This window comes from Thermococcus sp. (assembly GCF_027052235.1).
GTDB lineage: Archaea > Methanobacteriota_B > Thermococci > Thermococcales > Thermococcaceae > Thermococcus.
In genome coordinates this window covers 48,331-70,031 of the sequence record NZ_JALUFF010000081.1, presented here as the reverse complement: position 1 = coordinate 70,031, position 21,701 = coordinate 48,331, and the positions used below count along the sequence as shown (strand labels likewise).

The 21,701-nt window shown below is 53.0% G+C and carries 22 protein-coding genes; 11 read left to right on the top strand and 11 right to left on the bottom strand.

The window, feature by feature from the left end:
* Nucleotides 1-190: 190 nt before the first annotated feature.
* Entirely contained in the window at nucleotides 191-742 is a 552-nt protein-coding gene (locus tag MVC73_RS10455) for a hypothetical protein (protein WP_297510755.1), read from the bottom strand.
* A 198-nt stretch (nucleotides 743-940) separates the two neighbouring features.
* Between MVC73_RS10455 and MVC73_RS10450 the strand changes: the two genes are divergently transcribed.
* A complete protein-coding gene (locus tag MVC73_RS10450; RefSeq protein WP_297510753.1) occupies nucleotides 941-1,132 on the top strand; it encodes an antitoxin family protein in 192 nt (63 codons plus the stop codon).
* A complete protein-coding gene (locus MVC73_RS10445) occupies nucleotides 1,122-1,559 on the top strand; it encodes a type II toxin-antitoxin system VapC family toxin (RefSeq protein ID WP_297510751.1) in 438 nt (145 codons plus the stop codon). Before MVC73_RS10450 ends, MVC73_RS10445 begins: the two co-directional genes overlap by 11 nt.
* A 12-nt stretch (nucleotides 1,560-1,571) precedes the next feature.
* Here the strand turns inward: MVC73_RS10445 and MVC73_RS10440 are convergent, their stop codons facing one another.
* On the bottom strand, nucleotides 1,572-2,981 hold the full coding sequence (locus tag MVC73_RS10440) for a CoA-binding protein (protein ID WP_297510749.1): 1,410 nt from the start codon (nucleotides 2,979-2,981) through the stop codon (nucleotides 1,572-1,574).
* Nucleotides 2,982-3,155: 174 nt separating this feature from the next.
* On the opposite strand from MVC73_RS10440, the gene MVC73_RS10435 reads away from it, so the two are divergent.
* From MVC73_RS10435 to MVC73_RS10415, 5 genes are all read left to right on the top strand, one after another.
* Nucleotides 3,156-3,737, top strand: coding sequence for a winged helix-turn-helix domain-containing protein (locus MVC73_RS10435; RefSeq protein WP_297510747.1), 582 nt, complete (start codon nucleotides 3,156-3,158; stop codon nucleotides 3,735-3,737).
* Nucleotides 3,738-3,742: 5 nt separating this feature from the next.
* Nucleotides 3,743-4,045 (top strand): DUF211 domain-containing protein, encoded by a 303-nt coding sequence (locus tag MVC73_RS10430; RefSeq protein WP_297510745.1) that lies wholly within the window; start codon nucleotides 3,743-3,745, stop codon nucleotides 4,043-4,045.
* A 3-nt stretch (nucleotides 4,046-4,048) separates the two neighbouring features.
* Nucleotides 4,049-4,606: a transcriptional regulator gene (locus MVC73_RS10425; protein WP_297510744.1), complete on the top strand. Its 558-nt coding sequence runs from the start codon at nucleotides 4,049-4,051 to the stop codon at nucleotides 4,604-4,606.
* Nucleotides 4,607-4,732: 126 nt separating this feature from the next.
* Complete coding sequence (locus MVC73_RS10420; protein WP_297510743.1) at nucleotides 4,733-6,118, top strand: alpha-amylase; 1,386 nt, start codon at nucleotides 4,733-4,735, stop codon at nucleotides 6,116-6,118.
* A gap of 165 nt (nucleotides 6,119-6,283) precedes the next feature.
* A complete protein-coding gene (locus MVC73_RS10415) occupies nucleotides 6,284-7,459 on the top strand; it encodes a hypothetical protein (RefSeq protein ID WP_297510741.1) in 1,176 nt (391 codons plus the stop codon).
* Here the strand turns inward: MVC73_RS10415 and MVC73_RS10410 are convergent, their stop codons facing one another.
* The 3 genes from MVC73_RS10410 to MVC73_RS10400 all read right to left on the bottom strand — a co-directional run bounded on the left by MVC73_RS10410 (nucleotide 7,460) and on the right by MVC73_RS10400 (nucleotide 9,671).
* A complete protein-coding gene (locus MVC73_RS10410; protein WP_297510790.1) occupies nucleotides 7,460-8,902 on the bottom strand; it encodes an NAD(P)H-hydrate dehydratase in 1,443 nt (480 codons plus the stop codon). It abuts the gene before it with no gap.
* Nucleotides 8,903-8,942: 40 nt separating this feature from the next.
* On the bottom strand, nucleotides 8,943-9,194 hold the full coding sequence (locus MVC73_RS10405; protein WP_297510739.1) for a hypothetical protein: 252 nt from the start codon (nucleotides 9,192-9,194) through the stop codon (nucleotides 8,943-8,945).
* 87 nt (nucleotides 9,195-9,281) lie between these two features.
* Nucleotides 9,282-9,671, bottom strand: coding sequence for a hypothetical protein (locus MVC73_RS10400; RefSeq protein WP_297510737.1), 390 nt, complete (start codon nucleotides 9,669-9,671; stop codon nucleotides 9,282-9,284).
* Between the two features lie 192 nt (nucleotides 9,672-9,863).
* Here MVC73_RS10400 and MVC73_RS10395 point away from each other — a divergent pair, with 192 nt between their 5' ends.
* Both MVC73_RS10395 and MVC73_RS10390 read left to right on the top strand, forming a co-directional pair.
* Nucleotides 9,864-11,201, top strand: a complete 1,338-nt coding sequence (locus tag MVC73_RS10395; RefSeq protein ID WP_297510787.1) for an ornithine aminotransferase — start codon at nucleotides 9,864-9,866, stop codon at nucleotides 11,199-11,201.
* Between the two features lie 30 nt (nucleotides 11,202-11,231).
* Entirely contained in the window at nucleotides 11,232-11,813 is a 582-nt protein-coding gene (locus MVC73_RS10390) for a hypothetical protein (protein ID WP_297510735.1), read from the top strand.
* Here the strand turns inward: MVC73_RS10390 and MVC73_RS10385 are convergent.
* From MVC73_RS10385 to MVC73_RS10375, 3 genes are all read right to left on the bottom strand, one after another.
* Nucleotides 11,810-12,097: a family 4B encapsulin nanocompartment shell protein gene (locus tag MVC73_RS10385; protein ID WP_297510733.1), complete on the bottom strand. Its 288-nt coding sequence runs from the start codon at nucleotides 12,095-12,097 to the stop codon at nucleotides 11,810-11,812. The two genes, MVC73_RS10390 and MVC73_RS10385, sit on opposite strands and share 4 nt — an antisense overlap.
* A complete protein-coding gene (gene deoC, locus MVC73_RS10380) occupies nucleotides 12,094-12,768 on the bottom strand; it encodes a deoxyribose-phosphate aldolase (RefSeq protein WP_297510731.1) in 675 nt (224 codons plus the stop codon). Before deoC ends, MVC73_RS10385 begins: the two co-directional genes overlap by 4 nt.
* A 117-nt stretch (nucleotides 12,769-12,885) precedes the next feature.
* Nucleotides 12,886-13,209, bottom strand: coding sequence for a hypothetical protein (locus MVC73_RS10375; protein WP_297510729.1), 324 nt, complete (start codon nucleotides 13,207-13,209; stop codon nucleotides 12,886-12,888).
* Nucleotides 13,210-13,290: 81 nt separating this feature from the next.
* Here MVC73_RS10375 and eno point away from each other — a divergent pair, with 81 nt between their 5' ends.
* A complete protein-coding gene (eno, locus tag MVC73_RS10370) occupies nucleotides 13,291-14,583 on the top strand; it encodes a phosphopyruvate hydratase (RefSeq protein ID WP_297510727.1) in 1,293 nt (430 codons plus the stop codon).
* Here the strand turns inward: eno and MVC73_RS10365 are convergent.
* The gene (locus MVC73_RS10365; protein ID WP_297510725.1) at nucleotides 14,564-15,061 is read right to left on the bottom strand and encodes a PadR family transcriptional regulator; all 498 of its coding nucleotides are present in this window, start codon (nucleotides 15,059-15,061) and stop codon (nucleotides 14,564-14,566) included. The two genes, eno and MVC73_RS10365, sit on opposite strands and share 20 nt — an antisense overlap.
* A gap of 132 nt (nucleotides 15,062-15,193) precedes the next feature.
* On the opposite strand from MVC73_RS10365, the gene MVC73_RS10360 reads away from it, so the two are divergent.
* On the top strand, nucleotides 15,194-19,303 hold the full coding sequence (locus MVC73_RS10360) for an efflux RND transporter permease subunit (protein WP_297510723.1): 4,110 nt from the start codon (nucleotides 15,194-15,196) through the stop codon (nucleotides 19,301-19,303).
* A 40-nt stretch (nucleotides 19,304-19,343) separates the two neighbouring features.
* Here the strand turns inward: MVC73_RS10360 and mfnA are convergent, their stop codons facing one another.
* Nucleotides 19,344-20,498, bottom strand: coding sequence for a tyrosine decarboxylase MfnA (mfnA, locus tag MVC73_RS10355; protein WP_297510784.1), 1,155 nt, complete (start codon nucleotides 20,496-20,498; stop codon nucleotides 19,344-19,346).
* A 23-nt stretch (nucleotides 20,499-20,521) separates the two neighbouring features.
* Nucleotides 20,522-21,700, bottom strand: coding sequence for a cation:proton antiporter (locus tag MVC73_RS10350; RefSeq protein ID WP_297510722.1), 1,179 nt, complete (start codon nucleotides 21,698-21,700; stop codon nucleotides 20,522-20,524).
* Between the last annotated feature and the right edge of the window lies 1 nt (nucleotide 21,701).

Here is a 21,701-nt window from a genome sequence, read left to right as displayed (position 1 = left end):
TGAGCAAAAGAGATGCAAAAAGGATTCTAAGCCGTCTCAGGAAAAAGGTCGAACTTATAGGCCTCAAGGACTACGAAAAGCACTTCGGGATAGTTGCGAAGAGTATAGAAGGAAAGGAGAACCTTGGGCCGGCTTTCGATTTGAGGGATTTTGAAAGAGTGTTCTCCAATGCATAAATGGTAATAAAACCTCAAAGAGGAATGTCCTCCTTGGAAAGAATACCCCCAACGTCCCAGTTTTCTTTCTTCGCCCTGTTGGAAAGGAGTTCAAACCAGCTCGCCATTAATTGTGCCGCACTGACTTTCTGGCCGAGGTAGTCGATGTCCTTCTTTTTGCTCTTAAAAGTCATCCAGAAACGCGCTTCTTTGGGATTGTCCCAACCTTCGAGATAAAAGCCACCGTAGTCTACCCGAAAGCTTGATCCCGATACCAAGCCCTCCTTGACAGAGACTCTTTTTATCGCGTAGTGAGGCAGTCCCGCGAAGATGATGTGTATCTTCTTACCACGTATTCCTCTACTCGTCCACATGGTGAATATGTAGAGTCTCTTGTCCGCCAAAAGTACCTCTGCATCCGCAGTCTCGACTTTCCACTCCACAGGCGGGTAGCGCACAATTGAGAGCGCACCGAATTTAACATAGAATCCCACTGGAATAGTTTTTATTTCTGGCCAGGCTCCAACAGGCCCCAAGTTAAACGGCGCATCTTCGTCCTCTTTCATAATGTTTGCAAGAGCTTCCATGTACTCAGAATGCAACTGTTTTAACGCCTCCCTCTCAAGGAGACCCTTGCCACCCCGGATAAAAAGGTTTATGCCTATTTCCCTTCTACCTCCGGGTATTTATAGATTTCCCTTCTACCGAAGGGTAATATATCTATGCAAGTAAGGCGGGCCAAAATCCTTATCAAACATCAACGCCAACTCAAAAACGGTGGGAGGATGGAAGTCATCGTCGATGCCGTTTACGAAAACGGCGTACTGAAGCCCAAGAAGAGGCTGAAGATCCCTGAGGGAAGCGAGGTCAGGGTGAAGATAATCCCAAGGAGAATTTCCGAGAGGACGTTCGGGGTTGTAAAGCTCAGCAAAAAGGATATTGACAGGATTATTGAGGAGATTGAAGATGAGTGGTAAGGACAACGTTTTCTTTGACTCCAACGTCCTCATATACCACCTCGGCGGCATAGAAGAGGCTAAAAAACTGATCAGAGACGTCGAAGACAGCAAAATCAGGGGATTTATAAATCCAATAGTGGCATCTGAGGTTCTCTTTTTCTACATAAAGGCAAGCACTGGAATGAAATCCTATGAGATAAAGAAAAAGCCACACGTGCTCTCCAAAATCGACTTGGAACCAGTTTTTGAGTTACTGTCACTCTTCAGCACCCTTGACCTCAATGCAGAGATAGTTAGCCGCTCGAAGAACGTGATTGAGAAATATCACCTCCTCCCAAACGACGCACTCATAGCGGCCACCTGCGAGTTCTATGGCATAGAAAAAATCGCCACGTTCGATGACGACTTCAAAAGGGTAGTCGGGCTCCAGATACTGCAGAAATGAAGAAAATGGGGCTCAAAGCCTCCCGTTTTCCCTCAGCCATTCGCCGTATTTAACGAGGGCGTAGACCCCATCGACGCCGTCTTCAACGGTCTCGTAAACTGGAATCCCCTTCATCTCGATGTTCCTGGCCATCTTGTGCGGGTAGTCTCCACCTGGCGCTATGAAGACCATCGGCTTGCCGTAGGCCTTCATTCTCTCCATGGCCTCAACGATGCCCTCGTCGAGAGCCGGACTCTGGAAGAGCGCTATAACGACGAGAACGTCAACGTTTTCGTCCTCCAAAGCGTAGCGCATGGCTATCTCATACCTGCTCGATGGGGCATCGCCGATGACATCAATCGGATTCTTATAGCTCATGTGCTCCGGGAGCTTTCCTGCCTCGATGTCCCGCTTAAACTTCTCTATAGTTTCCTCGCTCAGCTCGGCGAGCTTCATTCCACGCTCAAGCAGACCATCGCTCATCATGACGCCGGCGCCGCCGCCGTTGGTAACTATAGCCACTCGGTTGCCCTTTGCTGGCCTCTGCATGGCCAAAGCCTTGGCGTAGTTGAAGAGCTGTCTCATGCTTTTCGCCTCTAAGACACCGGTCTGCTCGAAGGCCGCCTGATAAATCCTGTAGGCACCGGCGAGCGAACCGGTGTGGGAAGCTGCCGCCTTAGCTCCGGCCTCGGTTCTTCCGCTCTTGAGTATAACGACCGGCTTCTTGAGGGTGACCTCCTTAGCGGTGTTGAAGAACTTCCTCCCGTCCTTAACGCCCTCGATGTAGCCGGTTATGACACCCGTCTTGGGGTCGTCGCCGAGGTAGGCCATGAAGTCGCTCTCGTCCAAATCGGCCATGTTGCCGAGGCTGATGAACTTGCTCATGCCTATCTTTTCTCTGGCGGCCCAGTCGAGGATTGCCGCGCCAAAGGCACCGCTCTGGCTCATGAAGGCGACCTTCCCGAAAGGTGGTCTCGCCTGCCTCTCCGGCGGGTTGAAGTTGCAGTCGAAGCCGTTCTCAAGATTGGTAACTCCCAAACAGTTCGGACCGACGACGCGGATGCCCCACTTCTTGGCCCTTCTGACGAGTTCTTCCTCTAAATCGGCCCTCCCGGCCTCCTTAAAGCCCGCGCTTATGACAACGGCGCCTTTAACGCCCTTCTCACCGCACTCGTCTATAACATCCGGCACGAACTTCGCCGGAACCGCTATAACTGCGACGTCGACCTCGTCGGGAACCTCCTTTATGCTTCTGTAAACCTTGAACTTCCTCCCGTTGACCTCTATCTCGCCGCCCTTGACGTTGACGGCGTAGACCTTTCCGCCAAAGCGGAGCGTTATGGAGCGCATTATTGCGTTGCCGACCTTTCCGGGGACGTGGGATGCTCCTATGACCGCGACACTTCTCGGATAGAACAGGAAGTCGAGGTTCGGTCTTTCCATCCTATCACCTCCGAAGTTTTTTCGGGAAGGCCTATTTAAGCGTTCCCGATGGACTTTTTATCCCGCTCATTAACCGGCCTGACCTTTACATATATAAACTTTTGTGGGAGAGAAAAGGTTAAATGCTGATGAACGTTAAAAATCACATTAGAACGTTAAAATGGGGTGGGACAGATGACCAAAGTTAAGGTAATCACAGACCCGAAAGTGATAAAACTCATGCTTGAGGATACGAGAAGGAAGATACTGGCCCTCCTTAGGAACAGGGAAATGACGATTTCCCAGCTCAGCGAGATACTCGGGAAGACCCCCCAGACGATATACCACCACATCGAGAAGCTCAAGGAGGCGGGTTTGGTTGAGGTCAAGAGGACTGAGATGAAGGGCAACCTCGTGGAGAAGTACTACGGCAGAACAGCGGATGCGTTCTATATCAACCTCTACCTCGGCGACGAGGAGCTCCGCTACTTCGCCCGCTCAAAGCTGAAGACGAAGCTTGAGATATTCAAGGCCTTAGGCTATGAATTCGACGAGGAGGAACTGCTGGACGTTATGGACAGGCTCCTTGAGAAGGAGCACGAGTACAAGACTGAGATATCGAAGGAGATAGAGGCCAACGAGGAGAAACTGAAGGACTTCTCGGACGAGGACATAATTCATGCCATCGAATGGCTCGCCATGGCCAGGATGGGCCGTGATGAGGAGTTCATATCCCTCGTCCGCAGGCTGGGTGAGATACTCGGAATAGAGCGGTGAGGGGAATGGCAAAGGGAATAAGGCTCTTGGTTCTTGACGTTTTAAAGCCCCACCAGCCGATAGTGACGGAGCTGGCCCTCGGCTTGAGCGAGCTTGAGGGGGTTGAGGGGGTAAACATAACCCTCGTCGAGATAGACAAGGAAACTGAGAACGTCAAGATAACCATAGTCGGGGACAACCTCGACTACGACGAGATAGTCAGAACTATAGAGGAGTTCGGTGGCGTAGTTCACAGCATAGACATGGTCGCCGCCGGAAGGAAAATCATCGAGGAAGAAGAAACCCCACAGGACAAGCTGGAGGAGTGAGTTTTGAAGGAGGTCATCATAATAACCGAGCCCGAGAGGGTTAAGGTACTCTCCGATGATACGCGCTTCAGAATCCTCCAGCTCCTCAGAAAGAGCCCGATGAGCATCGGGGAGCTCAGCCTTGCCCTTGGAAAGGACAGAACGACGATATACCGGCACGTGAAGGTTCTTGAGAGGGCGGGCCTCGTTGAGGAGATAAGCGTTGAAGGCAACGAGAGGATATACGGCAGGACGGCAAGGCTCTTCCTCATAAAGGCGGACCCTGATGAGAGCATAGAGAAATTCAGACAGGCCTACCTTCAGGTGGAGGCTGATAGGCTCGTTCGGATAATGGAGAAGGCCGGTTTCGAGATACGGGACAGGGCGAAGCTGGTCGAACTAGCCAAGGAGGTTCTGGATGAGATAGAGAAACGCTCTCAACCGGTTCTAAAGAAGGTCTCCCAGGCTGAGATAGAGTTAAGCGAGGTGGAGCTTTTCCACCTTCTCAACATGCTCGTTTTCATTCAGAGCTGCGATCTCTGTGAAAAATCAAGAGAAGTCAGAAGGATAATGAACATTTGACTTGGGGCTTTTCAGTTGGCGTACTTTAATGTCTTCCAATGAACATTGATAGCAAAGCTTAAATATTTCACCATCAGTGATACAAGTTGAGAATCCGTGCATGGCTATGAGCAGGGGTGTTCGTGGATGGGTGCCAAAAAAGCCCTCGTGGTTTTGTTGCTTCTCTTTCTGGCGATCGGCATGACAACGACACCGGTCAGCGGGGCCAAGTATTCCAGCCTCGAAGACGGCGGGGTCATAATGCAGGCCTTCTACTGGGACGTTCCAGGCGGTGGAATCTGGTGGGACACTATAAAGGAGAAGATTCCGGAGTGGTACGACGCCGGAATCTCGGCCATATGGATTCCGCCTCCGGAGAAGGGAGCCAGCGGAGGCTACTCAATGGGCTACGACCCCTACGACTTCTTTGACCTGGGAGAATACTACCAGAAGGGAACCGTCGAGACACGCTTTGGCTCAAAGCAGGAATTGATTGACATGATAAACACCGCCCACGCCTACGGGATAAAGGTCATAGCCGACATAGTGATAAACCACCGCTCCGGCGGAGACAGGGAGTGGAACCCCTTCGTTGGCGACTACACGTGGACGGACTTCTCTAAGGTTGCATCGGGCAAATACACCGCCAACTATCTCGACTTCCATCCAAACGACCTGCACTGCTGCGATGAGGGAACCTTCGGCGGTTATCCGGACATATGCCATGCCAAAAGCTGGGACCAGCACTGGCTATGGGCAAGCAGTGAAAGCTATGCTGCTTATCTGAGGAGCATTGGCATCGACGCGTGGCGCTTCGACTACGTCAAGGGCTACGGAGCCTGGGTCGTCAAGGACTGGCTGAACTGGTGGGGAGGATGGGCAGTTGGAGAATACTGGGACACGAACGTTGACGCCCTCCTCAACTGGGCCTACTCGAGTGGAGCCAAGGTCTTCGACTTCCCGCTCTACTACAAGATGGACGAGGCCTTCGACAACAATAATATTCCCGCCCTCGTCTCAGCCCTCCAGAACGGTCAAACGGTCGTTTCCCGCGACCCCTTCAAGGCGGTTACCTTCGTCGCCAACCACGACACGGACATAATCTGGAACAAGTATCCAGCTTACGCCTTCATCCTCACCTACGAGGGCCAGCCGGTCATATTCTACCGCGACTACGAGGAGTGGCTCAACAAGGACAGGCTCAAGAACCTCATCTGGATACACGACCACCTCGCCGGAGGGAGCACGAGTATAGTCTACTACGATAACGACGAGCTCATCTTCGTCAGGAACGGCTACGGCGACAAGCCAGGGCTTATAACCTACATCAACCTCGGCTCAAGCAGGGTTGGAAAGTGGGTCCACGTCCCGAAGTTCGCCGGCTCGTGCATCCACGAGTACACCGGCAACCTCGGCGGCTGGGTTGACAAGTGGGTCAACTCGGACGGCTGGGTCTACCTTGAGGCTCCAGCCTACGACCCGGCCAACGGGGGATACGGATACTCCGTCTGGAGCTACTGCGGGGTTGGGTGAGCCATATTCTTTTAAATCTTTCCAAAACCTTCCAGCAAATCTAGCACTTTTCTCTTGTGGGAATACAAACTCCAACTACCATCATAAAGCTTAAATACTCAAAAAGATACGATGAACAAGCATAGTATTGATACTCCATTAAGTTAAATCCACCAGGGGATAAGAATGAACAAAGCGCTCGTCTTTATCCTCATTATCTTGGCTTTCGTCGTTTTGCTCGCCCCACCAACCAAAGCGGACAAGGTAACCGGGGATATGCACTGCATATCAAACCCAGTAGAAATAGGCAAGCCTATGATTTGTGATATAAATCTAAAACTTCTCAATCCAAACGACACGGTCATCCTTAAACTCAAGAGAGTGTATCTCAATAACAAAGAGATATGGCCCCTCGGACCACCTCCGGGAACCGTAACCGTACCGTCCCCCTCGCTCAATCTTAATCCCCACAACGTGAAAGGGTCAATAATCATAACTCTAACGTTCGATAATGAAATGGCCGATCACTATTTCGGAAAGCCCGTGATAGGTAACTACATAGACAAATTTGGGGGCAGGGAATACTTAATCACCGTGGAAATCGACAACGTGTCCCGTCCCATTTCAACCCAAGTAGCTATTAAAGAAGATGCATGGGGCCCCATCAGAGATACACTGCTGTACCTGCTGTTCCTTGCAATCTACTTGGGCATAGTAAAAATATCCTCCAAGGGAGATGCCATCGATGGGCCTCTAGTTTTGGCTACATTTTCAGGATTTGTAGGGGTTTGCATAGCAAGAATCGGAAGTGGTCTCCAGTGGGATCTAAAATACGGATATTGGCCTCCAGATATCCCCTCTCTTATTCTCTTAATCCCAATCGCGGCAATTCACGTTTTTGCTTACAAAAGAGATCAAAAGACTTGGAAACCAATTTTCACGGCCCTACTGTGGTTCCTCATGATAACAGCAACAAAATACGGATCCAACAGCGATGTAGTCGGGGTAGTGCTCTCGTTAACCTTGTGGGTATTGATGGAGGCAGTGAGTATTATAAGCAGAGGAGCCGAAGCAGGCAAAAAAGCCCTAATCCCGTTGATTATCGCCCCGTACATAGTACCGGTCTCTTATTATCTCTTAACGAGAGGTTCGGAAGTCCTATTCTGGGTCACCTCTCTTCTCATTCTTGCCCTCGGAAAATTGCTGGCAACAAATCTGTACTACTCTTCCAGAGAAAAAGAGCACCTGCTAGTGATGTACCTAGCCATGATAGTGCTATTTACGGTGAGTCATTCACTATACTCACTGGCCTACAGTGTCCCTCTGCTTGGGATAACCATTCTCCTCTGGAAGGTGGAATAATCAGAACTCCTCCACCCACCTCACGGCCTTTGGAACCTTTTTAGCAACCTCCAGCGCGGTGAAGTTCTCCCCGAGTTCTTCCTTCACCATATCTCCAGCGAGGCCGTTCAGGAAGGCACCAACGCTTGCAGACCTTAGGGGTTCATTACCGAGGGCCAGTAAAGCACCAACGAGGCCAGCCAAGACATCCCCGGTTCCTCCGGTAGTCATGCCCCTGTTCCCGGTTTTGTTGTACTTCCACGTCTTCCCGTCGCTTATGACGTCGTAGGGTCCCTTGAGGAGTATCACACCGCCTATTTCAACTGCCTTCTCCATCACGAGTTTCGCTTTCTCCGCCAGCGAACCCTCAGGCTTCGCTCCAAAGAGGGCCTTGAACTCGCCCGCGTGGGGAGTTAGGACGAAGGTCTTTCCATTTAGAACGCTTAAATCCTCGGCAACCGCCTTCAGCCCGTCGGCGTCTATCACCATTGGCTTAGCACAGCGCTTCACGAACTCCCTTACGAAGGCTTTGGTTTCATCCCTGAGGCCAAGGCCCGGGCCGATGATGACTGCATCTGCCTTTTCGGCGAGTTCTATCAGGTAATCGACGTGCTCCCGAGTGAAGTTCCTCCCCTCGACCGGGCGGAGGATCAGGTCAGGGTCGCTTATCCTTCCAGCTGAATACTCGGGCATGGCTAGATAAACGAGGTCAACGATGTAGGAAGCCGACTTGGAGGCGAGGTAAGGTGCCCCGAAGTAGTCCTCGCTACCGCCTATAACTAGTAGCTTTCCGTTCTGGCCCTTGTGCTGGCCTTTCTTTCTCAGCGCGAACTTCGCATCCCCCGGCCCAACGAGGTGGTGAAGCTCCCCCGGATAGCCTATTTTAACCACAATTCGCTCAAAACCCTCGTACTCTTCCTTGTCCCACTGGAAAGTTACCGCGAAGTCCGCTTTAACGCGGGTTTGGGAGGGGTAGCCGCTCGGAAGGTCGATGCTGACTATCTTAGCCTTTCCAGCGTACTCGTTTATCTTCTCGATGGCCGAGCGTATCGGTTCTCTCGGCTCTCCCCTCGTCCCGGCCCCGAGGAGGGCATCCACGATGACGTCAAAGCCAGAGAGGTCGAGCGACCTTACGTAGAAGGAGTCCTTGAGGACTCTGATTTCCAAGAAGTCGAGGCCCTTCAGAATCTCCCAGTTGTGCCGAGCTTCCTCGCTCCTTATCTTCGCTTCTTCGCCGACAAGAAAGAGGGTAACCTCGTTGTCGAAGCTGAGATGCCGAGCGGTAACGAAACCGTCGCCACCGTTGTTGCCAGTTCCCGAGAAAACCGCCACCTTCAAACCTTTGCCGAAGCGCTCTTCAATGACCCTCGCAACCCCAGAGCCCGCGTTCTCCATGAGCTGGAGCGGTGAAATTCCGAGCCACTTCGCGTTGATGTCCCAGATGTAGACGTCCTCGATGCGCATGGGCACCACCGGTTGATATTTGGGCAGGAAGGATAAAAGGCTACCCTTCCAGTCTGGAGGAGATGTAGGCTAGGAAAGCTATGAAGAGGGCTGAAATGACGAAGAAAATGGCGAGCATGTCGAGGTTGTAGATACCATTGTTTTCATACAAGTATGCCCTAGAGCACAGGTCCGTTGAATAACAGGCGACAGTTCTGATGGTATAATAGAGAACCGAAAAGCCCGAGACGAAGAGCAGGACAAGGGCTAGGGCGATTTTCTTTACGAGCCCCTCAAGCTCCTCGCATGACATGAAACCACCGTTTTGATTTCAACAACGAGAGATATAAGTCTTACCCAGAAAAGTTAGACGTTGGGAGTTCCCTACCCGCGACAGACCTTAAGACCTGAGGGCGAGAACGGCTATGAGAGCGAGTGAACCGTACCAGAGGGACATCCAGAGGAGAAAGGGGAGCATTGTAGAAATCCTCATTCCCAAAAGAGAGAAGGGGAACTCCATAACAATTGCAATGATAACGTAAACCCTGAGGAGAGGCGTTGAGAATGCCCTGCCAGCCGAGAAAACGAGAACGAGTTCCAGAATGGCCATAAAAGCTACGTAGCCAATCCAGAGGTTCATTGAAAGCCTCTCAAAGACCCAGAAGTTGTACATGACCGTTAGATAGAGGGGATACGCGAAGGCGAAAAACCTCAGGAAGAGCCTCAAGAGGAGGAGAAGCTTGAGGATGTGTGCGTTCTGATGTGTCTCAAGGGTAACTTCACCAACCATAGGAGGGCACCCAAACACTGCTGGCTGTCCTTTGCATTCACACCTCAAATAGTTTCCGGCAGTATCAGGGGTGGAAATCGCCCTAAAGACTCACCCTTTCCATTAGTTTCTCGAAAATTTTTCAGCCAAAAATGTTCATTGATGAACATAGAGTTATATAGCGGGACTCCGATTTTCCCTCCGGTGATCCTCATGGTGGTTAGACCGAGCGTCAAAGAACTCCCAGGTCCTAAGGCAAGGGAAGTCATAGAGAGGAACTTCAAGTACCTCGCGACTACAACGCAAGACCCCGAGAACCTCCCGATAGTCATAGACCACGGGGAGGGGATAAGGGTATACGACGTTGACGGGAACGTCTTCTACGACTTCGCGAGTGGCGTTGCGGTGATGAACGTCGGACACGCGCACCCGAGGGTAATCGAGGCGATAAAGAGGCAGGCCGAGAAGTTCACCCACTACTCCCTCACCGACTTCTTCTACGAGAACGCTGTCGTTCTGGCTGAAAAGCTCATAGAGCTCTCTCCAGGGGACTTCGAAAAGAAGGTCGTTTACGGCAACAGCGGTGCCGAGGCCAACGAGGCAGCTATGAAGCTCGTGAAGTACGGAACCGGAAGGAAGAGGTTCATAGCCTTCTACCATGCCTTTCACGGAAGGACTCAGGCGGTTCTTAGTTTAACCGCCAGCAAGTGGGTTCAGCAGGAGCGCTTCTTCCCGACGATGCCGGGCGTTGAGCACGTCCCCTACCCGAACCCCTACAGGAACGCCTGGGGTATAGACGGCTACGACGAGCCCGACGAGCTCATCAACAGGGTTCTCGACTTCATAGAGGAGTATGTCTTCAGGCACGTTCCGCCCCACGAGGTGGGCGCGATATTCTTCGAGCCGATACAGGGTGAGGGTGGCTACGTCGTTCCGCCGAAGAACTTCTTCAAGGAGCTCAAGAAGTTCGCCAACGAGTACGGAATTCTCTTAGCGGACGACGAGGTTCAGATGGGAATAGGAAGGACGGGAACCTTCTGGGCGATTGAGAACTTCGGAGTTGCCCCAGATTTAATCCAGTTCGGAAAGGCAATAGGCGGTGGGCTTCCTTTAGCTGGAGTCGTCCACAGGAAGGAGATAAGCTTTGACAAGCCCGGAAGGCACGCGACGACCTTTGGAGGCAACCCCGTCGCTATAGCCGCTGGAATAGAGGTCGTCGAGATCGTGAAGGAGCTCCTCCCGCACGTCAGGGAAGTCGGGGACTACCTCCACAAGTACCTTGAAGAGTTCAAGGAGGACTACGAGGTAATCGGTGACGCGAGGGGAATTGGACTCGCGCAGGCGATAGAGATAGTCAAGAGCAAGGACACCAAGGAGCGCTATCCAGAGCTGAGGGACAGAATTGTCAAAGAATCAGCGAAGCGCGGTCTCGTCCTCCTCGGGTGTGGCGACAACAGCATACGCTTCATTCCACCGCTCATCGTCACGAAGGAAGAAATAGACGTTGCCATGGAGATTTTCGAGGAGGCCCTGAAGGCCTCCCTCGGGTGAGGTTTTTAACCCCTTTCCCTACTTTTTACGGTGCGCAAGATGGAGGCAGTTGAGTATCTCCCATATTCCCCGCTTGCCCTCGTGCTCGCCTTCGTCATCTACGTGTGGGTGAAGAGGAGGGAGGTGAAGAGCTTCCGCAGGCTTCTCCTGGGGACGCTTCTGGCACTGGCTATTCCTCCCTCCCTCGCGCTCATTGGAATCGAGACGGCCCTGGGGAAGGTGACCCTCGTGGACGTTGGGGTTATGTTCGTTGCCATGACCTTCGGGCCGGCAATCGGGGCCCTTTCAGGGGCCGGTGCGGCTCTCGCCTTTCTGACTGGAAGTCCCTATCTCATTCCCGTTATCGTGGTTGCCCGCTCCCTTGAGGGCCTCATGACGGGCTGGGTGGCAAGGAATGGTGAAGGATTTTCGGCCCTGATCCTCGGTGGTGTCTCAGGGGGACTAGTTGCGACCGCTGTCATCGTGGCCTTTGGATACTGGAGCGGAGGACTAAGTGAAGCCCTCAGGCTGACCTCCACGGTCCTAACCGAGGTAACGACTGGAATGCTGCTCGGCACCGCCCTGAGCGGGAGCATAAAGAAGAGATACATCGGGCTGGAGGAGACCCTTTAGACTGTTAGCTTCTCAATCTGCTCCCAAACGTCCCTCTCCTCAAGCAGGGGCTCCACAGAGACCCTGTAGGAGGCCTTCTTTATCTGGCCCAAGTAGTGGGAGTCGGCTATCACTGCATCGTATCCAAGCTCCTCAATCCTGTATATTTTCAGCCCTTTAAACTCCCTGAGAGCGTCTCTGGCGTGCTCAAGGAAACCCGGGCCGGCAAGGATTATGTCCGGATTCATGCCGTCCTGTTCAAGCTCTTCAATGGCTTTTTCTATGAGAACCTTAATCTCGATCATTTTGGAGCACCTTCGACAATCCTCACACCGCTCGACGTCCCAATCCTGTTGGCACCGGCCTTTATCATTGCCAAAGCCTGCTCGTAGGTCCTTATGCCACCAGCTGCCTTAACACCCATGTCCGGCCCGACGACCTTCCTCATCAGCCTGACGTCCTCTACCGTCGCTCCCCCGGTTCCAAAGCCGGTTGAGGTCTTCACGAAGTCGGCCCCGGCTTCTTTAGCGAGTTCGCAGGCCTTGACTTTCTCCTCCTCCGTCAGGTAGCAGGTCTCGATTATGACCTTGACCTTTGCGCCTTTCTCGTGGGCGACCTTTACTACCTCCTCAATGTCTTTCTCCACGTAGTCGTAGTCCCCGTCCTTGAGCGCACCTATGTTTATGACCATGTCGAGCTCGTCGGCACCATCTTCAAGGGCTTTCTTGGCCTCGAAGACCTTGACCTCAGTCGGAGTTGCCCCGAGCGGGAAGCCTATGACGCTCGCCACCTTGACGTCCGCTTTTCTCTCGTGCAGGTATTCCTTGGCGAGCTTAACGCGGTAGGGGTTGACGCAGACTGCGTAGAAACCGTACTTTATGGCCTCATCACAGAGGCGTATTATGTCATCTTTTGTGGCGTAGGGCTTCAAATTGGTATGATCAATGTATTTAGCTATATCAATCCGCTCACTCATTTACATCCCCAATTAACGTCCGTTTAAGGATGTTATTAGGGTTTCCGCCCAAAAGTGGGGGAGATTCCGTGAAATTTGGGGTTGCTGATATGGAAATTGGGGTAAGAAAAACACATATTAGGGGATGTCTTGTCCATTTTTGTGGAGGTTGAGGAGCGCCTTTCTGAGGCGCTTCCCTACTTCATCGTTCCCCAGAATTGGCTCGACATCTCCCCTAGCGATTGCCTCAAGAACCTCAACGGCGTTATCCCAGCCCTCCTCAAGGGTTTTTCCTTTGGGTATGGGGTTCCTTAAGACGTACCAGCGGGAAGTCTCTTCGTCGTAGACGATTATTCTGGGGATGTAGTCGAGGTCGAGAAACGTGTTATCAAGGGAGAGTTCTATCCTGAACCCATCGACTTCGATGTACCCCTCATCCCTGAGTTTTCTCTTCCACTTCATGTTACGCACTTGGCACGGCCCCTTAAAAGCGAATCGCCAACTTTATATTGAGGGCACTGAATATCACCCGAGGTGATTAGCATGGAGAACCCGTTCGAGATAACGAACGTTGTAGCGAGAGAGATACTCGACAGCAGGGGCAACCCAACCGTTGAAGTCGAGGTTTACACGCCGATAAGCATGGGTAGAGCAGCGGTTCCTAGTGGCGCAAGCACTGGAACCCACGAAGCACTTGAGCTCCGCGACGGCGGGAAGCGCTACCACGGGAAGGGGGTAAGGAGGGCCGTTGAGAACGTCAACAAGATAATCGCACCGGAAATCATAGGAATGGACGTCACATGGCAGAGGGACATTGATATGCTAATGCTTGAGCTCGACGGTACCGAGAACAAGAGCAACCTCGGTGCCAACGCTATCCTCGGCGTTTCCTTAGCGGTTGCAAAGGCAGCAGCGAACGCTCTCGGTCTGCCCCTCTACCAGTACATCGGCGGAACCAACGCTTACATCATGCCCGTTCCCATGAGCAACGTCATAAACGGTGGCGTTCACGCGGGCAACGAGCTCGACTTCCAGGAGTTCATGATAATGCCCGTTGGAGCCGACTCCTTCAGGGAGGGCATCCGCTGGGTCAGCGAGACCTACCACGTCCTCAAGAAGGTAATCGCCGAGCTCTACGGTAAGAACGCCGTAAACGTCGGCGACGAAGGCGGATTTGCACCACCCCTGAAGGAACCGCACGAGCCCCTTGAACTGCTCATCCAAGCTATAGAGGAGGCCGGCTACAAACCCGGCGACGAAATAGCCTTTGCCCTCGACCCTGCATCGAGCGAGTTCTTTAACGAAGAGCTAGGCAAGTACGTCGTTGCTGGAAAGGAGTACGACAGGGGCGAGCTTTTGGAGCTCTACAAGGAGCTCGTCTCGACTTATCCGATAGTTTCCATTGAGGATCCGTTCCACGAGGAGGACTGGGAAGGCTTCGTCATGATAACGAAGGAACTCGGGAAGAAGATACAGATAGTCGGCGACGACCTCTTTGTCACCAACCCGAAGAGGATAAGGAAGGGCATAGAGATGGGCGCCGCCAACGCGCTCCTCCTCAAGGTCAACCAGATAGGAACGCTGAGCGAGGCAATAGACGCTGCCTACACCGCCTTCAGGGCAGGCTACGGCGTCGTTGTGTCGCACCGCTCGGGAGAGACAGAGGACTCAACCATAGCCGACATAGCGGTTGCCCTCAACGCGGGCCAGATAAAGACCGGTGCTCCAGCGAGGAGCGACAGAAACGCCAAGTACAACCAGCTCATAAGGATTGAAGAGGAGCTTGAGGGAATAGCGGTCTATCCGGGCAAGAAGTTCAGGAACCCGTTCCTCTGAGCTCTTTTCTCCTCTTGATTTCTTCAAGCTCCCGTTTTTTCTCTTCCAGAATGTCAATGATGCCGTCGAGGAGCTTTATGTACTCCCCTATTGCCTCCGCGGGTATCTCCTTTCCGTAGCCCATCTCCCTGAGCTTCTCGCGGAGTCTCTCATGATATTGAACGGCCAGGTAAAGGGACTTGAGGGCGAGCTCGTTGGCTTCCCTCAGGTAGAGCCACCCCTTCTCGGTAAGGGCGTACCTCACAACGCGCCTCTTCCCCCGGTATTCCTCCCTCGGCTCTATCAAACCTTCTTCGGCCAGCTTGTTTAGCATGGTGTAAAGGTTTCCATGGCTGGGCTTCCAGTTGCCGAAGGTTATCTTCTCTATCTCCTTAAGAATCTCGTAGCCGTGGGCTTCCCCCTTCAGGCCTATGATCAAGAGTATGAGGTTCTTCATTGGGACCGTGAACAGATTTCTGATGAGGCTTGAGTCCGGCATGTTCCCACCACCGGCGAAAGGCTTATAAAGTTCACCCAACCCATATATGTCTGAATTAAACATATCTGGATAAGACAGATTTACAGTTGACATATTGGTGGCAACCGTTTAAAAGGCTTTGGGGGTGTCGTGATGGCTTGGAACGATTGGATAGCCAAGCACGCGAAGCTCGTGCTCCTCGCATGGATTGTAGTCATAATCCTCATGGCACCGCTCGCGGCGAAGCTGGGCGAGGTCACTAACTACAGCGAGGAGCAGATGGTCTCTCATAAGATAGAGTCCATAAAGGTTCAGGATATCATGTCCGAGGAGTTTTCCAAAGCTCAGAACGAAAACACCACCTATCTCATTATCACGAACGTAAACGTCAATGACGAGAGGGCCAAAAAAGCTTACTACTCCTTCAAGAACAGGGTGGAGGGCAAATACGCGGACAACGTGACCTCGTACTACGACGCTATTAACGAGCTCTGGAACATGACCTACGATTTAACCCTCAACCTCACCAGAATGACGGCAAACCTAACGGGGGTTCTCTACTCGACTGCAGTGCAGAGCAACGAGGGCTTTGGAAGGCTCCTTGAGATGACCTACCGGCTCGACAACACGACGGAAATGGTTAAGAATGCCCTCGTAGGCACGGCGAAGGGTTACCTCGCCTTAAAGGGGAACGTTACAGCACTCTACAACCAGACGGTTCTCCTTAGAAACGCGCTGAACCGGACGGATACCGCCTACGTTGCCCTTCACAGGAACCTCACTTCAACGGCGGAGATGCTCAAGTCCCTCAACTCCACGCTGGCTGAGCTCAACCATGGACTGTACACGCTGAACTCGACCTACGGAAAGACATACATGGGAGTGATAGCCGTTCACAAGGCCATCCTCGCAAGCGGGGCCTACGACAGGGGAAGTCTCACTCAGGCCGAGGCGCAGGATATAGCCCAAAAAACGGGAACGACCCCCGAATTCGTTTACGCTGTCTTCAACTCGGTTTATCCAATCTACGCCAGCGCTGGGAACGGGGCGATAACGGATACTTTCCTGGCAAACGTCACCGAAAGCATCGTAAAAGCTGGTTCTCCTAAGGAGCAGGCTTCACTCGTTGAGACATATGGAACGACCTTCTACCTCAGGGTTAAGACCTTTGACGAAAAGGCCGGAAGCGGGTACGCCCTTCAGGCCATGGCTCCCGACCAACTGAAGAGCGCTGTATCAGAGATAGCTACCTCCGCCCTCCAGAGCCTTCCAGAGGTGATAGCCCGGAGCAACCAGACGGTCGAGGTCGAGGGATTTGGGACGCTCGATGCAAAGACCTTCTCCAGAATAGTCGAGACGGCAATTTCACTCGGACCCAACCCGGGCGCTGAAGCCGTAGAAAACGCCACAGTTGAGGTCGCTCTCTCGCTCATGGGCAACGCTCCAAACAACCCCATCTCAAAGCTCCCGAACGCGAAGGAAGTCCTGATGGAGCTTCTGGTGGTGGGCCCAACGAAGGAGCTTGAGAGGAGCATTCTCCTCGCGGGCATAGAGGAAAACCTCTCAAGCGAGGCCTCTCAGTTAGCCCCACTGATAGTTGATACGGTTATGGCTCACGACGAAAATGCCACGGGTGTTCTCTCGACGAATCCCTCGCTCCTCGAAAACGCCACGGTTTCCGTCCTTAAGGAGGTAACGGCAAAGGCAGGCATCAACATCGACGAGAAAGCACTGAGAGCAATCTACGAGAGCAACGGCGACGAGGAGGCTCTCAACGGAACCGCCATTGAAATCCTGAAGGAAGGCCTTACGGAGGAGCTCTCCAGGGCCGGTCTCCCGAACGCCAGCGATGTGGCCGGGCTAATAGTCAAAACCGCCACCGAAGACCCCGAGGGAATACTCAGCGGTGAGAAGCTTGAGGAGGCAACGGTGAAGGTCGTCTCGGCGCTGGCTTCGGGGAGTGGCGGGGCAAACTTCAACGTCTCGGAGATTGTGAGAAAGCTCTACGAGGGAGCAGACCCAAGGAAACTCGCCGAGGACATCTTCCTCCAGGGAGTCAAAGAAAAGATGAGCAAGGCGAGTGTTCCAGAGGAGTTCAAGGCACTCTTCCTCAACGTCACCGAGACAGTCGTTAAGAACTACCCGATGAGCGATGGGGATATAGAGAAGCTCGTCAAGGAAACTGTGAAGTCTTTCGTGGTCTCCTACGCAAACAGCAACCCCTACGGCATAAAGATCACCTTCAACGCCTCACAACTCGTTGACATCGCCTTCAAGTTTAAGGACGAGCCCGACAGGATAACCCCCACCGACGTCAAGCCGTTAGCTGAGGAACTCTTCCCGACGGTGAAGGAGAAGGCGGGTGTCTACTTAAGCATGCTCAAGAGCGGTGACAACACCACGATGCTCATAACCTTCGTCCCGCGCGGAAGGCCGGGACCGAGCGACGACCCCTACAAGTACCGGGCAGGAAACGCCACCATCGTCAAAAGGATAGCCCTTAAGGAGTTCAGACAGTACTTCCCCAAGGCTGACGGAGCCCTCGGAGGAACCGCGATTCAGATGCACGAGATGACAGAGTACGGCAAGAGGGACAACGCCACAACGACAAAAGCCAGCATGATAATGGCGTTGGTAGTCCTCTTCATCCTCATGGGAATGGCCCTGCTCGCGACCTTCCTGCCGTTTACGGGTGTCGCAACTTCCGCTTTGACCGCCCTGGGAATAGCCTACCTGCTAGCGAAGGGAGGAATCCTGAACATCGGGAGCTGGGCGCAGATGCTGACGATAACTACCGCCCTCGGTCTCGGAATTGACTACTCGACCTACTACGTCCACCGCTTTAAGGAGTACGTGGCTGAAGGCTACGACCACGAGAAGGCCGTCGCTGAGGCATTGAAGAGGGCCAAGGATGCCGTTTTGGCCAGCGCTTTCACCGACATAATAGCCTTCGCGAGCTTCGTTTTAGCTTGGGAGTTCCCGATATTCCAGCAGATGGGCATAATAGCTCCGCTCGCGGTAATCACGGTGCTTCTAGCTAGTTTGACCTTCATTCCAGCAATAACCGCGCTGATAGGGGACAAGAGCTGGTTCTGGTGGCCGAGGCATATAAGGCATGTGAGCACAATGGACGTCCACGAGAGGAGCAAGATTGCCGAGTGGGTCATCAGGCACGCCAAGGTCGTCCTCCTGATAGCGCTCCTCATCGCGACGCCAGCAACCTACAACTTCCTGAACTTCAAGGGAACCCACGACTTAACGCTGTTCCTGCCGAAGGACAGTGACACGCTCAAGTTCATGACGCTCAGCGAGGAGAAGCTCGGGGCCTCGCTCATGTCGCCCAACTACGTGGTAATTGAGTTCAACGGCAATATAACCGACGACGACCTCAAGCTCATAGACGAGATAACGGCTCATATAGCCTCGATGAAGGGAGTTAAGGCAGTCTATTCACCAACGAGGCCCTATGGAGAACCGGTCAGCAATTTAACCCTTTCGGCTGTGAAAGCCCTTGGAGGGGACAGGTTCATCTCATCAAAGGGCGACAAGGTGCTGATTCAGGTCGAGACCGTTTACAGGCCAACGGACAGAGAAGCTAGGGAGTTCGTGAAAGAACTTAGGGCCTACGTCAGGGGACTGGCAGAGAAGAACCCGAGGATAAAGGCTGGCTTGGTCGGAGGAGGAGCGGCACTCTCGATGGATTTGGCGGACAGGATAAACGACATCTTCTGGCACAGGATAATCCCAGTGGCTCTGGTGCTCATGTTCCTATCGCTGATACCGACGCTCAAGGGACTGCCGGCGGTGGCTTCAACAATGATAACCATCTTCCTCGGCGTTATGACGAGCATCTGGGTCTCGACGTGGCTCTTCGAGAGGGTCTTCAACCAGCAGGTTATGTGGTTCCTGCCGCTGATGGTCTTCGTCGTGCTCATGGGAGTCGGCATAGATTACAACAGCTTCTACCTCGTCAAGGCAAGGGACGAGTTCGAGAGGAGGAAGCCCGACGAGTCGCTCATAGTTGCGGCGGGAACCATGGACAAGCTCGTCATAGGCCTAGCGGTGGTTCTGGCGAGCACCTACGGGGCACTGATGCTCAGCAGCACGTGGGGAACGAGGGAGATGGGCTTTGCACTCGCAACCGGAATACTCCTGACGGCGACGATGGCGGTATACTTCATAGGGCCAGCTTTCATGAGCCTCTTCGGAGAGAAGGCGTGGTGGCCACTCTTCAGGAATGGAAGGGAAGCAAGAAAAGAGTGATGCCCTTTCTTTATTTTTTTGACGGATGTATGGTGTTGACTCACAAACGCTCCATGGTCTCCTTTAAATCCCTCAAAAACTCCTCTAAATGTTCTTTTCTCACGTGGGGCATCATGACTATCCTGATATAGCCCCTGTGAGCGCTTATGCCCCAGCCACGTTCTTTCAGTTCCCTCTCGACCTCCTCAAGGTTTTTTGTCGAGAATGAGACAATGTTCAGGACTGGCTCGCGGATAAGGTGAACTCCGGGGATTTTCTTAAGCTCGCCCGCGAACCATCTGCTGAGCTCCATTGCCGTTCTCACTATCTTCTTGTAGCCCTCGAAGCCGAGGTGCTTTATCATTGCCCAGACCGCTAAAGCATTTGCTCCGGGCCTCGTTCCCGTTATTGTAGCCTGCCATATCTTTCCCCCAGCCAAATAGGGTGCGAGGACGCTTATCGCCTCAAGGTATTTCCTCTCGCGGAAGATTATTCCTCCTGCTGGGATCGGCACCATACCCATCTTGTGGGGGTCTATCGTTATGCTCTTGACACCCTTCAGCCTGAAGTCAAAATCCGGGATATTGTAGCCGAGGGCCTTGGCGAAGGGAATCACGAAGCCACCGAAGGCAGCATCCACGTGGAGGGGGATGTCATAGTCCAAGGCGAGGTCGCTCAGGGCGGGAATGTCATCGACAACGCCCAAACCTGTCGTTCCCGCTATGCCTACGATGCCTATCGTGTTGTCCGTAATCTTTTCCTCCACGTCCTTCACGTTGACGGTGTAGTCATCGTTAAGCTTCGCCCAGACTAGCTTAACGCCGAGCATCTCTCCAGCTTTTATGAAGGAGAAGTGGGCGCTCTCCGGAAGGATGAGCTCCGGCTTTTCAGCATCGCTCAGGTTTCTGAAGGCTCTTACAGCTAAAATGTTCGCCTCGGTTCCTCCAGAGACTATGTGGCCGTAGCCTTTCTCAAGGCCGAGGAGGTTTGCCAGCATCTCAACGGCTTCTCTCTCAATCTCATGGCTCCCGACGTGTAAACCGGGGTCTCCGAGGTTCCTGTCTATGTACATCGTAACAACTTTGATGGCTAGAGGATGCGGGTAGGTGCACATGGAACCTAAAATCTTGCCCGAGTCGAAGGTCAGGTCTTCCTTAGTCTTCTCCTCCAGTTCCCTCAGCACTTCATCCTCTCCGCTTCCCCTCTCCGGAAACATCCTTCCACCGACGGTCGTCCTCCTCACCCCTTTAAGGCCCTTTCTATGTACGCCCTGAAGAATATTGGCGTTGTCAGTGCCGTGAGCATCGAAACCATGATAACACTTGCGAAAACCACCTGGTCTATTATCCCGTTCCTCAGTCCAAAAGTCAGGATTGCCATCTCAAGGCTTCCCCTGCCACCCATGCCGATTCCTATGAGTGTGGAGTCCCTCCAGCTCAGGCCGAAGAGCTTTGCCCCGAGTCCACAGCCGAGGAGCTTCCCCAGAACTGCCGAGGCGTAGAGGAGAATTATGAAGCTCAGACTGAGGGTTGTAAGGGGTGGGTTGAACTCAAGACCCACGTAGATGAAGAAAAGGGGAATGAAAAACTCCGTTAGAACAATCTGAAGGTCTTCTATCAGCTCGTTGAGTTTTATCCTAGTGATCACCAGCGGGTCTTTCCTCTCCCTCAGCCTGCTTATCGTGAGACCGGCCAGATAAGCCCCAATTATCTGGTTCAGGCCGACCCACTCGGCCAGTATGGCGAGGGTAAAGGTGAGTATGAGGGTGAAGGTGAAAAAGATGTTGAGGTTTCTTACTATCGCGTAGAACCTCTGGGAGCGCTTGAAGACGAGCTCTGAGACGAGTAAAGTGGCCACTATGAAGGCTATTATCTTTACCGTCAGCACCCCGAAGGAAACGGGGTTAAGACTTCCCCTGCTCATGCCCGTGATTATGCCGATGAGATAGACCGCTATGATGTCGTCAACAAAGGCAGCTCCCATGAGTATCGACGAAACTTCTCTTTTCACCCTCTCCCTCACGAGCACGCCACTTGTGACCTCTATGGCGGTGTTCCCGAGTGTGGCCCCGACGAATATGGCTGCCGCCAGACCCTTGCCGAAGAGGTAGACCGTGAGAAAGCCAAAGATGAAGGAGAACGCAACGCCCAGGGAGGCGACAACGATGGCTTTCTTCGTGTTCTGGGCTATCGCCGAGAAGTTGCTCGTCAGCCCCATGTAGAGCATCATCATTATGAGACCGAACTCCGCTAGAACCTCAAGCCCTTCACTCGGCTCTATGATGCCCAGCAGGAAGGGGCCGAGGGTTATACCTGTTAGCACGTGGGCTATTATGGGATGAATCTCGAACTTCTCGAAGAGCCATTCCAGGCTCTTTGCAACGACGAGGAGAATCGCCAGCGATGCAAGGAACTCCACG

Excerpts from the sequence above, each read along its gene's own strand:
- MVC73_RS10455 (WP_297510755.1), bottom strand. The coding sequence starts at position 742 with ATGGAAGCTCTTGCAAACATTATGAAAGAGGACGAAGATGCGCCGTTT.
- MVC73_RS10450 (WP_297510753.1), top strand. The coding sequence starts at position 941 with ATGGAAGTCATCGTCGATGCCGTTTACGAAAACGGCGTACTGAAGCCC.
- MVC73_RS10445 (WP_297510751.1), top strand. The coding sequence starts at position 1,122 with ATGAGTGGTAAGGACAACGTTTTCTTTGACTCCAACGTCCTCATATAC.
- MVC73_RS10440 (WP_297510749.1), bottom strand. The coding sequence starts at position 2,981 with ATGGAAAGACCGAACCTCGACTTCCTGTTCTATCCGAGAAGTGTCGCG.
- MVC73_RS10435 (WP_297510747.1), top strand. The coding sequence starts at position 3,156 with ATGACCAAAGTTAAGGTAATCACAGACCCGAAAGTGATAAAACTCATG.
- MVC73_RS10430 (WP_297510745.1), top strand. The coding sequence starts at position 3,743 with ATGGCAAAGGGAATAAGGCTCTTGGTTCTTGACGTTTTAAAGCCCCAC.
- MVC73_RS10420 (WP_297510743.1), top strand. The coding sequence starts at position 4,733 with ATGGGTGCCAAAAAAGCCCTCGTGGTTTTGTTGCTTCTCTTTCTGGCG.
- MVC73_RS10415 (WP_297510741.1), top strand. The coding sequence starts at position 6,284 with ATGAACAAAGCGCTCGTCTTTATCCTCATTATCTTGGCTTTCGTCGTT.
- MVC73_RS10410 (WP_297510790.1), bottom strand. The coding sequence starts at position 8,902 with ATGCGCATCGAGGACGTCTACATCTGGGACATCAACGCGAAGTGGCTC.
- MVC73_RS10405 (WP_297510739.1), bottom strand. The coding sequence starts at position 9,194 with ATGTCATGCGAGGAGCTTGAGGGGCTCGTAAAGAAAATCGCCCTAGCC.
- MVC73_RS10400 (WP_297510737.1), bottom strand. The coding sequence starts at position 9,671 with ATGGTTGGTGAAGTTACCCTTGAGACACATCAGAACGCACACATCCTC.
- MVC73_RS10395 (WP_297510787.1), top strand. The coding sequence starts at position 9,864 with ATGGTGGTTAGACCGAGCGTCAAAGAACTCCCAGGTCCTAAGGCAAGG.
- MVC73_RS10385 (WP_297510733.1), bottom strand. The coding sequence starts at position 12,097 with ATGATCGAGATTAAGGTTCTCATAGAAAAAGCCATTGAAGAGCTTGAA.
- deoC (WP_297510731.1), bottom strand. The coding sequence starts at position 12,768 with ATGAGTGAGCGGATTGATATAGCTAAATACATTGATCATACCAATTTG.
- MVC73_RS10375 (WP_297510729.1), bottom strand. The coding sequence starts at position 13,209 with ATGAAGTGGAAGAGAAAACTCAGGGATGAGGGGTACATCGAAGTCGAT.
- eno (WP_297510727.1), top strand. The coding sequence starts at position 13,291 with ATGGAGAACCCGTTCGAGATAACGAACGTTGTAGCGAGAGAGATACTC.
- MVC73_RS10365 (WP_297510725.1), bottom strand. The coding sequence starts at position 15,061 with ATGCCGGACTCAAGCCTCATCAGAAATCTGTTCACGGTCCCAATGAAG.
- MVC73_RS10360 (WP_297510723.1), top strand. The coding sequence starts at position 15,194 with ATGGCTTGGAACGATTGGATAGCCAAGCACGCGAAGCTCGTGCTCCTC.
- mfnA (WP_297510784.1), bottom strand. The coding sequence starts at position 20,498 with ATGTTTCCGGAGAGGGGAAGCGGAGAGGATGAAGTGCTGAGGGAACTG.